This is a genomic window from Dyadobacter sp. Leaf189, from assembly GCF_001424405.1.
Lineage (GTDB): Bacteria > Bacteroidota > Bacteroidia > Cytophagales > Spirosomataceae > Dyadobacter.
On the sequence record NZ_LMPS01000001.1, the window covers coordinates 2,099,803 to 2,112,589 of the forward strand.

Below are 12,787 nucleotides of genomic sequence, written 5' to 3' on the forward strand. Positions count from 1 at the left end.
ATTGCTGTAATGAAATACCTGTTTTCACTGGCTTTGTGCCTGTGCGCTTTCCGGAGTTTGGCGCAAGACAATGCTGAAACTTACCCGGTTGATCCTGCTTCGCAACAACAAGCCAATGTGCCGAAAGGCGAAATCCTGAAATTTACATTTGAACAATCCAAAATATTCCCCGGTACCTGGCGCGAATACTGGGTGTACGTGCCTGCACAGTACAAACCGGATCAGCCTGCCTGTGTGTATGTGAACCAGGACGGGATCCAATGGAATGCGCCAACGGTCTTTGACAATCTCATTCACAGCAAAGAAATGCCGGTAACAATTGGCGTATTTGTGATGCATGGAAAGGTACGAGCCGCTGATCCGGCAAAGGCAAATGACCGCTTTAACCGCAGTTTTGAGTACGACGGATTAGGCGATGCTTACGCAAAGTTTATCCTGGAAGAGCTTCTGCCGGAAGTAGAGAAGCAAAAAACAAGCGACGGAAGAGCAATCCGCCTTTCAAAAAGCGGGAACGACCGGGCCATAGGCGGATCAAGCAGCGGGGCAGTTTGTGCATTTACCGCCGCCTGGGAGAGACCGGATGCATTTACCCGCGTTTTCAGCGCAATCGGGACTTATGTAGGTCTGCGAGGCGCCGACCGTTACCATACATTGGTCCGCAAATTTGAACCAAAACCAATACGGATCTACATGCAGGACGGTGCTAACGATCTGAACATCTACGCTGGTGACTGGTGGATGGCGAACCAGACCATGTTGCGTGCGCTTACATTTGCCGGCTACGAGGTGCTGCATCAATGGGGCGAAGGCGGGCACAATGGAAAACACGGCTCGGCTATATTTCCGGAAGCAATGCGGTATTTATGGAAAAACTGGCCTGAACCTGTGAAGAAAGGTACTTCGCAAAATCAGGTATTGTCTTCGATTTTAATCGAGGGACAGGATTGGGAAGCAGCAAACGACGGCGCTCAGGTTCTTGCCAAAAAGTCAAAAGCCAAACTCGGTGCCAATCGGGCATTGTCCCCTGATCAGACGCTGCTTTACGAGACAGAACCCGCATCCCATTGGGTATGGTCCTCGCAGATCCAGCGAGACGGAACAAAGGCGCATAGACAGAAATATGGCTGGCTGCACGTGAATGATTCAGAAGAAAGCGCGCTGGCCGGCGGGCTGGTGTGTGATATGGAAGGCCGCATATATGTGGCAACCGCAGCCGGTATCCAGATTTTAGATCAAACCGGTCGCGTAAATGCAATTATCCCGATGCCTGAGGGTGTACCGTTAAAGGTTGCATTTGGCGGAAAAGATTCAAACGAATTATATGCAACCACATCCCACAAAATCTACAAACGTAAATTAAACACAAAAAGCACAGCTGCATCTGAAACCCCAACAAAGCCCGCTCCACCAAAATTATAAAGCATCAGTATTCCCAAAAGGGCCCACTAGGGCCCAAACATCGGTAGATCAAATATAAGGGCCGCCCGGCACGCCCCAGCCCCATTTCGGCATCGGTTCGTCCGGGTTCATTTCAAGTGTTTCGGCATTGGAATTGATCACCGCAATGCGCGTGCCCCATTCAATGTAAGCGACGAATGCGGATCGGAATTCGGGATCGTCGGGCAGGTTAAGTTCATCAGCAGTTTCCAGCAGCAGCGCGACCCAGCGCTGGCGATGTTGTTCGGTAAGGTGTTTGGATAAGTGTTTTTGGATCATTTTGAAGTGGCTGCCTTCTTCGCTGCTGTACATTTCGGGGCCACCGAAAACCTCTGCAAGGAAATGGGCAACATGGAGCTGATGTTCCGGCGACATGTATTTGAAAACCGGTTCCAGCAACGGGTCATTCAGCACCTTTTTGTAAAATTGCTGCGTCAGGTTTTCGAAGGTGGACATTCCGCCGGCCCATTCGTACAAAGTAGGTACTGATTTTTCGGATTCACTCATTTCAGTGCTGTTTAGCGATGTTAATCTGTCAATTCCACTCCATAACAATCCCGTCAAATCCATTCAGTCCGGCAAGTTCAAGTTGAATCTGGCCATTTTTCCAGACAAATTTCACAGGTTTCCCGCTGGCCAGGGAGAATACCTTTTCAGGTTTTTTCTCGCATTCAAACTGAAAATTCAGATTGTACAAAGGCAAAGGTTCAAAATAGGTATTGCCACTGAAACCGGTCAGGTTGATCAGGTGCAGGATCAAACCGTCGCTTGTTTGTCCGCTGTTATTATTGTTGACGGTATTCCGTGTAAATTCCTTTAAAATAGTTTCAACTCTTGCCGGCGCATTGGTTCTGATCTGACGTGTGTTTTCCGGTAAAACATAACTGATTGCGTCCAGAAGCAGGTTTTTGTGTTCCTGGTACCCGTGCATGTAGTAGATTTTACCAAGGTTAACAGGAAAAATAAGCGCCTTGCTTTTAGGGTGGTTTTTGATTCCCATTGCATAGTAGCCTGTCGGATCGTGGCCGCCGATGATTTCGGGCGGACCGGGGCGGCCTTTTGCAAGTACCGGCAGCAGCTTCTGGTCAGCACCTGACAGGTCATACAAACCGAGATTGAATTTCCAGAAAATCATCTTCTGTCCAGCAAAACTTTTGAATATCGCACGGTTGTCGGGCACGAGGTAGTTGCCCGCGCCGTCATTGTCTTTCTTTTCGATCTTTGCGCCAAACAGCGTCTGCAAAGTTTCCGGACTGTCGAACAGGGTGCGGTTCGTGGCGATCACGTGCGTGCCTGCATTGACGGCTTCTTTCAAAACCTGCAAAGCCTCGGGTTTAAGGTAAGTGATCTCAGGCAGGATCAGCAGCTTGTAGCCTTTCACTTTCTCTGCGAGGTTGTGTATCTGCCCGTCTTCAATGATATCGAATGGGATATGTGCCTCGCGCAACATCAACTGGATGCCGCGGTATTCCTGCATCGGATCACCGCTTGGCCAGGCGCCGGGAGCCACGACAGCAATCTTCGCAATGGATTTGTATTTGCCAAAATAGGGCTCATGCTTCTTGTGAAATGCATATACCTTTCTGAAAACCTCAAAATTGCGCTCGTCTTCATAGCCGCGCATATCGCCCATCATGCTCATATCCAAGCCTGATCCATTTGCAATATTCTCATAGAGCCGGATCTGTACTTCCTGCGGTTCCACTGCATTGTACCTCGACTGAAAAGAAATTTGCTGGATACTTGCATTGCTGATAATGTGGTCCGGAAAGGAGTTTACCGCATTGCCAACATTGTCGCTCGCGGAATACGGCCAGTAGGGAAGGGTTGTCATGCTCTGGGATTCGTGGCGGATAATATCCACGAACTTATCGGAATAGGTGCAGATCGCAACTTGCTTGTTTTTGGACTTTACCAGCTTGTGCAGCCGCTCCGACCAGTCTTCGACAGTATGTTTTTTGAATTCCAGGTATCTCTGAAAAAGAGGGTCCGCCTTGTTTTCTTCGGTAGGTAACTGCTGCCCGCCTGAAAACGCAGCAAAGCGTTTTTTGTCAAACTCATTCTGATCAATGCCGTGGTATTTGCCTTCGTAGGGATTGTTGACCTGGTAACCCGGCATATTAAGGAAAATACCATCGATCGGAAATTTGTCCATCACTTCTTCAATGATCTGGAAGGATTTCTCCTGCACATAAGGCGCATTGATGGAAACCACGTACATATCGGTATTGATGATCCTTTCGCCCTTCGGTGAGATATAGCACCATTCAGGATGCGCTTTGAAAATGCTTTCATGCACACGGCTGAAATCGAATCGGACAATTACTTTGATCTGCTGTTCATGGCATTTTCGTATGATATCGCCGAGCACATTGTTTTTTACGTGTGGGTTCTGATAATGGAAGTCCAGATTGGTAGGGTAAAAAGCCATAATACCGCCTGCATTGATGAGCAGCGTGTTGGCTGAGCACTTGACGAGATCTTCCACAACAGAATCTGCGTGAATTGTAGCTGCCTCGTAGTCGGGCAGGTTCATTTGAATGACGCGCAGGTTATTCCTTTTCCACCAAAGCTCCTTGTTTGTAGTGTTTTGGGCAAAAGTGATCGTGGAAAGTAGTAGCAGAATGGTTAGGAAAAGGTATTTCATCATATAATGTTCATTTCGCTGAAAAGGGGCCGGTGTTTTTGTATCTACTTGGAAAATCGCATTTCAAGGTATCCCGAAGAGCCAAATAGAAGCTGGCTTAATTTTTTAACGTAGTAAGCTATTGCTACTCATAACTCCTAAGTATCCTGAAATTGAACAAGTTTACATTTTTGTTCCTGCTTGCGTCTGTGGTGACGAACATACCTGCCGCTTTCGGTCAGGGTGACTGGTTTAAGCGTTTTGTTGCAAAAACGGTATCGGATACTACTTCTCCTGGCGAGTCGAGTTTCAGGATTTATCCCACATTAGGTTATTCTCCTGAAACGAGCTTTGAGTTTGGCTTGTCATCCCTTTTGATTTTTCAGGCAAAAAAAGATACACTCAACCGCCTGAGCGAGGTTCAGGCTTTTACGTTCGTGACTCTGGAGGGGCAGTACGGTATCTGGCTCGACAATGCGATATATGGAGATAAGGACAAATGGTTTTTTCTTGGACGTACCCGCTTCCAGCGTTTTCCATTACTTTATTATGGCATTGGTCCCAAAACACCCGATAAAGATCCTGCGCTGATCGATGCGAACTACATTCTCCTGAGGCAGAGGGTCTTGCGTAAAATCGTTCCTGATCTTTTCGCAGGCCCGGAAATTGATTACCAGCAGCTTTATAATGCCGGTTTTGAACAGCCCGACGATCACTTTTATGACAAGCCGCTTGGCGCCGACGGAGCCAGAAATATCGGACTGGGCGCGGCGCTCGTATATGACACCCGGCACAATGTGCTTAATGTGAGAAAAGGGTTTTTTGGAGAAATATCTTTTCTGAAATACAGTCCGGCACTGGGCAGCAATCAAAACTTCCGAACAATCAACCTTGATGTAAGAGGATCACATCCGACCAGCATCCGGAATGTATTGGCCTGGCAGGTTTACGGAAATTTCAACACTGGCAATGTCCCGTTCAACCAGCTTGCATTAATGGGCGGCGAGATGATCATGCGCGGCTATTACTACGGCAGGTACCGCGATAAGAGTATGCTGGCTACGCAGGTTGAGCATCGCTGGCTTCCATTTGGGTTCAGCAAACGTTTTGGCGCAGTCGCTTTCGCGGGTACGGCGGTAGTCGGGCCACGGATCAGGGACTTCTCGTTCAAATACATCCGCCCGTCTGGCGGAGTAGGTTTGCGTTACTTGCTTTTTCCTAAAAAAGACATATTTCTGCGTCTGGATGTTGGTTTTACCAAAGATGGCCCGGGCTTTTACTTGTTTACAGGAGAAGCATTTTAATCACGGTGCTTGTAACCAAATGCAACTATAAAAAGCAGTATGCCCACCAATCCCAGTGCCGCTGAGAGCGAGGTGATCTCTGCAATGATCCCGATCAAAGCCGGCCCGGCGAGCTGTCCCGAATAGCCCAGTATGGTCACTGCTGACAAGGCAATGGATGGAGGAATGCCGGGAATGCGGCCCGCAGCTGTAAAGAATACAGGAACCACATTTGCTGCACCTAATCCTACAAGTACAAAGCCGAACAAAGTCGTAGCAGCCCAGGGAGCCAGCACGGCAATCAGAAAGCCTGTTCCGGCCAGCAGTGTTCCGTATAAAACTACTTTTGCTGGCCCGAGCCTATGGATGATCCCGTCGCCGGCAAGGCGCATGACGGCCATTGCCACCGAAAATGCAGCATAACCCATTCCTGAAAGTGACGGATCAAAGTCGCGCGAGAATTGCAGGAAAACCGCACTCCAGTCGAGCATAGAACCTTCTGCAAGGAAGATAATGAAGCACATAATGCCGAGAACCAGCACAGGTCCTTTGGGTAATACGAAATTGGTACTATCCATTTTTGCCTCTTCTGAATGTGGCAGCAGGTGTTTGATCTGGGTGACGGTAATAAGTACGAGCATCGCGGAGATCGTCATAGCGGCGATGTTGGGCGATAATCCTGCCTTAATCAAAAACCCGAGTCCGATTGAACCTAGCAGTCCGCCGACACTGAACAATCCGTGAAATGAGGACATAATGTGGCTTCCGAAGCGATCCTGAACGAGTACCGCCTGTGCATTCATCGCCACATCAATGGAACCTACTCCTGCGCCGAAGACGAACAGGGCTGCGGCAAGCTGATAGGATGAAGTGGTTAGCAGCAGCAAAGGAAGTAAGGCAGCGATCACGAATGCGGAGATCAATGCGATAACCCTGCTGCCGTATTTGTTGATCAGAAACCCGGAAACCGGCATTGTAAAGATCGCGCCGGCGCCAAGTGCGAGTAGTACGACGCCAAGATCGGCATCATTGAGGCCCAGCCGGATTTTGGCAAAGGGTACCATAGGTGCCCAGCTCGACAACCCAATGCCGCAAACCAGGAAAATGAGTAAAACTGCTTTGCGTGCCCGTTTGATCTTTACTTGTTCATTCATCAGGATAGTAGTTCGTATTTCGTTTTGCAAACTAATGCAAATTTGCATAATATTGCAAAAACTATTTTTGTTATGTTAAAGGAGAAACGCTTCTCTTATATTCTGGCCAAATTGCAGGATAACCAGCAAGTCGGTTTTGCAGAACTGAGTGAAGAGCTGCAGGTATCCGAGGATACGGTCAGGCGTGATATTGACACTTTGTCGAACAATGGCTTGTTAATGAAAGTACGGGGGGGAGCTATTCCACGTTCGCATAATCCATTGACTTTCAAAGAGCGGATCAGTTACCTGAAAGATGATAAGGAAGTGATTGCATTAAAAGCCCAGTCGTTGATCAGGAGCGGACAAACGATATTCCTCGACGGTGGTACCTCGGTTTTCACACTTGTTTCGCTGCTTCCTACGGACATCAAATTGACGGTAATTACAAACAATACCGCAATTATTCCAGCACTTTCGGCGTATCCGGGTATCCGGTTGATTTTACTGGGAGGCATTTATTTTCGGGAGTTGGAGACGATCGTGGGGACGCAGGCAATCAAAATGGTCATGAACTTTCAGGCGGATCTGTATTTTATGGGTGTTTGCGCGCTGGATGTAAATAAAGGTGTTACTGCCAGCTATCTGGAAGAAGCCGAGCTGAAACAGGCTATGCTTCAAAACGCCGCCAGCGCAGTTGCATTAAGCACCTTTGAAAAGCTCGAAACTTTCGAAAGCTATCGCGTATGTGCGATCGCTGACCTTCAATGCATTATTACCGAACTGGATGCAGCAAATCCAAAGTTGCTGCCGTTCCGCGCAGAGGGTGTTAAAGTTCTTTGAGAATATGTATTTTTGAGTAAAACAGAGACGATATGAAAAGCTGGCAGGAACGAATCAGTATAGATAATCAGGTGCGTTTTGGCAAACCGTGCATCACCGGGACGCGCATTGCGGTTTTGGATATTTTGGGGTGGCTGGCTAATGGTATGTCTTACGACGATATTATGGCAGACTTTCCATCATTGACCAGAGAAGACATCCTGGCTGCCCTTGCATTCGCTGCTAATCGCGAAGAGAATACACGGATCTTAGTATCTGCCTGAAAGCAAGGTATTCTTGAAATATTTTGAAACGTAAAACGGTCGCTTATTAAAGGCGACCGTTTTACGTTTTACTAGATATTCTTCTTCTTACTTTCTTTAACAGCAAAGTCAACTGCCCGGGCTGTGAGCGCCATGTAGGTGAGCGACGGGTTTACGCAGGAGGCGGAAGTCATGGAGGCTCCGTCTGTTACAAACACGTTTTTCACAGCATGCAACTGGTTGTTTCCATTCAGGACAGAGGTTTTAGGATCACGTCCCATTCTTGCTGTGCCCATTTCATGGATCGCCATTCCCAGGTAAGATCCATTGTCATAGGTTTTTACATTCTTAACTCCTGATTTTTCCAGCATTTCTGCTGCATCATTCATCATATCCACGCGCATTTTCTTTTCATTCTCGCGAAGATCTGCATCGAAAACGACAGTAGGGATACCAAACTTGTCTTTCTTCTCTTTGCTGAGGTACATGTGGTTTTCATGGTAAGGAAGTGTCTCCCCAAAACCGCCGAAGCCCATTGTCCAGCTTCCAGGTGTGGTAAGCTCTTCTTTGAAATCCGCACCGAAAGCGAGTTCGGCCACATTGCGTTGCCAGCCCTGCCGGCCGCCACCACCCTGGTAGCCGAAACCACGGAGGTAGTCGCGTTTGTCGGATCCGATGTTGCGGTAGCGCGGTACATAGATACCGTTTGCGCGCCGGCCGAAATAATATTTGTCCAGGTCACCTTCCCAGACGCCGCTTGCGCCGGTGCGGAAATGGTGGTCCATTAAGTTATGACCCAGCTCGCCGGAATCGTTACCCATTCCATTTGGAAAGCGGTCGGAGGTGGAGTTAAGCAATAATGCCGCAGAAGCAATTGCGCTGGCACAAACGAAGATGATACCCGCGAAATACTCTCTTTCCTGCAATGTTTTAGTATCCACCACCCGCACGCCGGTTGCTCTTCCGCCTGCTTTTTTGCCGTCGTACATAATTTCCTTTACAGCAGAATCAGGACGCAGTGTTAGCAAGCCTGTCTTAACCGCAGGTGGCAATGTACTCGATTGTGTACTGAAATAAGCGCCGTACGGACAACCGTAAGAGCAGCGGTTGCGGTACTGGCACGGAGAGCGGCCCCCTTCCAGTTGAATTTTCGTAGGCTGGGACAAGTTAGCCACGCGGCCGATTGTCATTGTGCGTCCGGGGAATTCCTTTTCCAGGCGCTTCCTTACCTCTTTTTCCACAAAATACATATCCATAGGAGGAAGGAACTCGCTGTCCGGCAACTGTGGCAAGCCCAGCTTTTCGCCCGAGATACCCACGTGTTTTTCAACATAAGAGTACCAGGGAGCAATGTCTTTGTAGCGGATCGGCCAGTCAACTGCGATACCATCTTTCAGGTTGGCTTCAAAGTCGATGTCACTGAGCCGGTACGATTGTCTTCCCCACATAATGGACTTACCGCCGACGATATCAGGACGGAACCAGTCGAAGCGCTTTTTCTCTTCGTAAGGTGCGTCCATATCGTTCATCCAATACTTCTCGGTATTCTCATTATAGGGATAATCGCGGGAAAGGAATGGGTGTGTTTCTTTTTGTTTTACGGTTAAACGGCCGTTGTACTTGGTTTCCCAGGGTGCTTTCAATGCATTTTCGTAACCTGTCACGTGTTCCAGGTTCTTGCCTTTTTCGAGCATCAGTACTTTGAGCCCTTTTTCAGTGAGCTCTTTTGCGGCCCAGCCGCCGGATACGCCAGAACCGATCACGATTGCGTCGTAAGTGTTTTCTTTTAATGCGTCAATATTGAGATTCGCCATTTTTGATAGATTTAGCAGGGTTTTGGATTAAAGTGCCCAGCTTTTCTGGCCTTTTGGCATTTGCCAAGAACCATCAAAGCGGCCAGGGATCGGCAGGTAGTCGAGCGCCTGCGTAGCGCCGATCTCGGAAGTAAAGTAACCTGTCACAGTTAATCCTTTCATCTGCAGGAAAAAAGGCTTGTCAGCAACGGTAGTTTTCTTGATGATCTCGTTCTTTTGCGTTTGATCGAGTGAAACAAATCCCTTGTTGTAAGTCTGCTTACTCAATGCATCCACCTGATCGAGGCCGGCATAAAACTTCTTCTGCTCGTCGATCGCGTAACAATCCTGCAATACGCGGGTTATAAATTTCTCTGCACCGGCAGCTTTGGCGCCTGGCGTGCTGGTAGTGGGAATAATTACGTCAGCAACTTCTGCCAGAAGCGCTTCCTGGCTTTCTGTAATGGAAATAGAAGGGCCAAAATTCAACTTTTCCCCCATGATCCCGGCCATTAAAGGGGCCGAGAGGGTACCTCCCATGAGGAAGGTTATTTTTTGAACAGCTTCTCTACGGTTCATGGATTGGGTTTGATATGGTGAAATACGAAAAGGTAAAATTGATCTTTAAATATAACACTGATCTCTTTTCAAACCAGCAATTTGGGATAGGAATGATGGAAATTCCCGATTGTTAATCCAACAGCGCCGCTTGCTCATCAAATATTTGAAGGTAGATTTTGAGGTAGCATATTTGAAGCATATTCTAGGCCTTTCTAGATCGCCGATCTCCCCGGTCGGCATATGACTGAAAAGGTTAAGTAATAGAGGAACGTTGAGTAAATAATGCAAATAACTTCTCTGAGATTTCAGGGAAGTTATTTTTTTGGCTCAAAATGAAGGCCGAATCATTATCCTGCCAAGTCTTAAAATGACGTTTCCTATGCCAGAAGGCATTAAAGCATAATCACCCGCTTTGGTTTGCTGGGATCATATTTTACGTGAATGCGCGCGCCGATCCGCAATGCGGCCAGTTCTGACACTTTTGTCCACCGGTCCAATTCAATCACGTAGTTCCGCATTCTTTTTGGCTCGACCTGCAATCTCAGCCTTATTTTGGCAATCGGGCCGCTGCGCGCTGCATTCAGCATTTCAACATCCAGGATCGTAGCCGCAGTTTCTTCGCCATGCGTTGCGATATCGCTCTTACATTGCTTTATCAGACGTTTTCGGATCACTTTTAAAAGTGTCGAAATGCCGAAGACAATAATGCCGGTCAGTAAGAATGTTTGCATATTTTTAGTTTAATTGAGCGCAGCTCAATTAAGGACGGCGGAAAGCCTTTCGCAAACGCGATTATTCAAAGGCTGAACAGCAATGAGCAACCGAAATAAGTTTGTGATGGTTTGTAGTAAATGTTCTATAATCCTCGGGGGCAACTTATCTAAATTATTAAACTGTCATTGATATGGAATACAGACAATTGGGCGCATCGGGCTTGAAAGTGCCTGTGCTGAGCTTCGGTACCGGGACTTTTGGCGGTGGCGGAGACTTCTTTAAGGCTTGGGGCAACACACAGGTGGACGAGGCTAAACAGCTGGTGGGCCTGTGCATGGACGCTGGAATCAACTTTTTCGATACTGCGAATGTGTACTCACAAGGTGCAGCTGAGGAAATACTTGGTAAAGCAATTATCGGAATGCGCGACCAGATTATCCTGTCTACAAAGGCTACATTTAAAATGGGGAGCAAGCCCAACGATTTCGGCTCGTCGCGGTTTTATCTTGTAAAAGCCTGCGAAGATAGCCTGCGTCGCCTGCAAACCGACTATATAGATATTTACCACATGCACGGTTTCGATGGCGTAACTCCCGTTGAAGAAACACTAAGTGCATTGGACGATCTGGTTCGTGCTGGAAAAATCAGGTATATAGCCTGTTCTAATTTCTCGGGCTGGCATCTGATGAAATCCCTTTCCGTTTCTGAACGGTATGGTTGGTCGAAGTACATTGCGCACCAGGCACATTATTCTTTGCTGAGCCGGGAGCTTGAATGGGAGCTGATGCCGCTTGCGTTGGATCAAAACGTTGGTACCATTGTGTGGAGCCCGCTTTCGGCTGGCCGACTGGGAGGTAAGTACCGCCGCAATCAGCCCATTCCCGCAGATGGCCGCATTGCGCAGGGCGGGGGAGAGGGGCCGGCTATTCCGGAGGACTTTTTCTATAATCTGATCGACGTGCTTGACGAGGTGGCGGGTGAAACCGGGAAAACAGTCGCGCAGGTTGCATTGAACTGGCTTTTGCAGCGCCCAACAGTGAGCAACATTGTTATTGGTGCCAGAAACGAGGACCAGCTGAAACAAAGTCTCGGCGCTATCGGCTGGAACCTCAGCCTCGATCAGGTAAAGAAACTCGATGCAGCTAGCGAGAAAGCGCCTGTATATCCGTACTGGCATCAAAGAAAAAATCCGGATCTCAATCCGCTCCCTGATTTTTACGATCGCTTGAATCGCAGCTAGCGCCTTATTGCTTTTGCAGCTCGGGAATGAAGAGCTTGTGCTGGATTGCGTACACGATCAGATCAGTCGTGCGTTTCACCTTCATTTTGTCCATTACACTGCGGTGGTAATACTGTACGGTATGCACGCTCAATTTGAGATCGTATGCAATCTCCTTGATCGTGTGGCCGCCGCATACCCGCTGTAATACTTCATTTTCCCTGGGCGACAGGTGAAAAGCGAGCTGCTCGCCGGCAAATACGCTATTGATCAGCATATCCTTCAATGCTGTGCCAATAAACTGTTTGCCGGCGGCTACTGCAAAAATGCATTCACTGAATTCTTCAAATAAGGTATACCTGGACAACACGCCGTGTGCTCCGCGTTTGATTGTGCTTTTTACTACGTGAACGTCAGGCTCGTCGCAAAGCACGATTACTTTCAGCCCGTCGGGCAAAGCTGATTTACACTTTTCGAGCATATCGTGACCTTCCTCATCTACTATTGATGAGTTTACTACTGCTACGTCCGGACACTCGTCTGCCAACTCTTCCAAAAAGTCTTTTCCGGTAATGAATGTGTTTATACTATCGAACTCCGGATTTTGTAGTAGCAGCTGTTTTAGTGAGTCAATTAAAAGTAGGTTTACGTCTACAAGTGCAATTCTCATATCATTTTCGTGATTGGCTTCAAAGTCAGGCTTTAAAGCTTTTACATGTGTCTGCAATCTGGTTTTCAGTTACGCAGATAACACGATTTTAAGTGTTCAAATGGTGAATAATGCCTAAATAAAGCCATTTATTCGGATTAAGCTTCATTTTTCCTTCGAAAAATAATACTATTTATTTACCGGACGAGGCTATTCCTGTCGAAAATACCTTTCCTCTTTGTAGCTAAAATTAATTCGATACCTACTATAAACAACTGGTAAAATTA

12 protein-coding genes are annotated in these 12,787 nt (G+C 47.6%); 5 read left to right on the forward strand and 7 right to left on the reverse strand.

Annotation, left to right across the window (positions count from 1 at the left end):
• Positions 1–9 precede the first annotated feature (9 nt).
• Complete coding sequence (locus ASG33_RS08825) at positions 10–1,419, forward strand: alpha/beta hydrolase-fold protein (RefSeq protein WP_056282729.1); 1,410 nt, start codon at positions 10–12, stop codon at positions 1,417–1,419.
• Positions 1,420–1,467: 48 nt separating this feature from the next.
• Here ASG33_RS08825 and ASG33_RS08830 read toward each other — a convergent pair whose 3' ends face one another.
• Together ASG33_RS08830 and ASG33_RS08835 are read right to left on the reverse strand one after the other, a co-directional pair.
• Positions 1,468–1,944, reverse strand: coding sequence for a group II truncated hemoglobin (locus ASG33_RS08830; protein ID WP_056282732.1), 477 nt, complete (start codon positions 1,942–1,944; stop codon positions 1,468–1,470).
• Positions 1,945–1,972: 28 nt separating this feature from the next.
• Complete coding sequence (locus ASG33_RS08835; protein WP_056282734.1) at positions 1,973–4,087, reverse strand: alpha-amylase family protein; 2,115 nt, start codon at positions 4,085–4,087, stop codon at positions 1,973–1,975.
• Positions 4,088–4,254: 167 nt separating this feature from the next.
• Between ASG33_RS08835 and ASG33_RS08840 the strand changes: the two genes are divergently transcribed.
• On the forward strand, positions 4,255–5,367 hold the full coding sequence (locus tag ASG33_RS08840; RefSeq protein WP_082489157.1) for a BamA/TamA family outer membrane protein: 1,113 nt from the start codon (positions 4,255–4,257) through the stop codon (positions 5,365–5,367).
• On the opposite strand, the gene ASG33_RS08845 is transcribed toward ASG33_RS08840, so the two are convergent.
• Positions 5,364–6,500 (reverse strand): MFS transporter, encoded by a 1,137-nt coding sequence (locus ASG33_RS08845; RefSeq protein WP_056282739.1) that lies wholly within the window; start codon positions 6,498–6,500, stop codon positions 5,364–5,366. The two genes, ASG33_RS08840 and ASG33_RS08845, sit on opposite strands and share 4 nt — an antisense overlap.
• Before the next feature lie 72 nt (positions 6,501–6,572).
• Between ASG33_RS08845 and ASG33_RS08850 the strand changes: the two genes are divergently transcribed.
• Complete coding sequence (locus tag ASG33_RS08850) at positions 6,573–7,322, forward strand: DeoR/GlpR family DNA-binding transcription regulator (protein ID WP_056282741.1); 750 nt, start codon at positions 6,573–6,575, stop codon at positions 7,320–7,322.
• A 32-nt stretch (positions 7,323–7,354) separates the two neighbouring features.
• The gene (locus ASG33_RS08855) at positions 7,355–7,585 is read left to right on the forward strand and encodes a DUF433 domain-containing protein (RefSeq protein WP_056282744.1); all 231 of its coding nucleotides are present in this window, start codon (positions 7,355–7,357) and stop codon (positions 7,583–7,585) included.
• Positions 7,586–7,656: 71 nt separating this feature from the next.
• Here the strand turns inward: ASG33_RS08855 and ASG33_RS08860 are convergent, their stop codons facing one another.
• The 3 genes from ASG33_RS08860 to ASG33_RS08870 form a co-directional block, all read right to left on the reverse strand.
• Positions 7,657–9,378, reverse strand: coding sequence for a GMC oxidoreductase (locus ASG33_RS08860; RefSeq protein ID WP_056282747.1), 1,722 nt, complete (start codon positions 9,376–9,378; stop codon positions 7,657–7,659).
• Between the two features lie 27 nt (positions 9,379–9,405).
• Positions 9,406–9,936, reverse strand: coding sequence for a gluconate 2-dehydrogenase subunit 3 family protein (locus ASG33_RS08865; protein ID WP_056282750.1), 531 nt, complete (start codon positions 9,934–9,936; stop codon positions 9,406–9,408).
• A 374-nt stretch (positions 9,937–10,310) separates the two neighbouring features.
• Positions 10,311–10,649 (reverse strand): DUF3592 domain-containing protein, encoded by a 339-nt coding sequence (locus ASG33_RS08870; RefSeq protein ID WP_056282753.1) that lies wholly within the window; start codon positions 10,647–10,649, stop codon positions 10,311–10,313.
• A 173-nt stretch (positions 10,650–10,822) separates the two neighbouring features.
• Between ASG33_RS08870 and ASG33_RS08875 the strand changes: the two genes are divergently transcribed.
• Positions 10,823–11,872 carry an aldo/keto reductase gene (locus ASG33_RS08875; protein WP_056282756.1) on the forward strand — a complete coding sequence of 350 codons (1,050 nt, stop codon included), beginning with the start codon at positions 10,823–10,825 and terminating at the stop codon, positions 11,870–11,872.
• A gap of 4 nt (positions 11,873–11,876) precedes the next feature.
• Here ASG33_RS08875 and ASG33_RS08880 read toward each other — a convergent pair whose 3' ends face one another.
• Complete coding sequence (locus tag ASG33_RS08880; protein ID WP_056283526.1) at positions 11,877–12,521, reverse strand: response regulator transcription factor; 645 nt, start codon at positions 12,519–12,521, stop codon at positions 11,877–11,879.
• Positions 12,522–12,787: the final 266 nt, after the last annotated feature.

Excerpts from the sequence above, each read along its gene's own strand:
- ASG33_RS08880 (WP_056283526.1), bottom strand. The coding sequence starts at position 12,521 with ATGAGAATTGCACTTGTAGACGTAAACCTACTTTTAATTGACTCACTA.
- ASG33_RS08855 (WP_056282744.1), top strand. The coding sequence starts at position 7,355 with ATGAAAAGCTGGCAGGAACGAATCAGTATAGATAATCAGGTGCGTTTT.
- ASG33_RS08835 (WP_056282734.1), bottom strand. The coding sequence starts at position 4,087 with ATGATGAAATACCTTTTCCTAACCATTCTGCTACTACTTTCCACGATC.
- ASG33_RS08845 (WP_056282739.1), bottom strand. The coding sequence starts at position 6,500 with ATGAATGAACAAGTAAAGATCAAACGGGCACGCAAAGCAGTTTTACTC.
- ASG33_RS08870 (WP_056282753.1), bottom strand. The coding sequence starts at position 10,649 with ATGCAAACATTCTTACTGACCGGCATTATTGTCTTCGGCATTTCGACA.
- ASG33_RS08850 (WP_056282741.1), top strand. The coding sequence starts at position 6,573 with ATGTTAAAGGAGAAACGCTTCTCTTATATTCTGGCCAAATTGCAGGAT.
- ASG33_RS08875 (WP_056282756.1), top strand. The coding sequence starts at position 10,823 with ATGGAATACAGACAATTGGGCGCATCGGGCTTGAAAGTGCCTGTGCTG.
- ASG33_RS08830 (WP_056282732.1), bottom strand. The coding sequence starts at position 1,944 with ATGAGTGAATCCGAAAAATCAGTACCTACTTTGTACGAATGGGCCGGC.
- ASG33_RS08860 (WP_056282747.1), bottom strand. The coding sequence starts at position 9,378 with ATGGCGAATCTCAATATTGACGCATTAAAAGAAAACACTTACGACGCA.
- ASG33_RS08865 (WP_056282750.1), bottom strand. The coding sequence starts at position 9,936 with ATGAACCGTAGAGAAGCTGTTCAAAAAATAACCTTCCTCATGGGAGGT.
- ASG33_RS08825 (WP_056282729.1), top strand. The coding sequence starts at position 10 with ATGAAATACCTGTTTTCACTGGCTTTGTGCCTGTGCGCTTTCCGGAGT.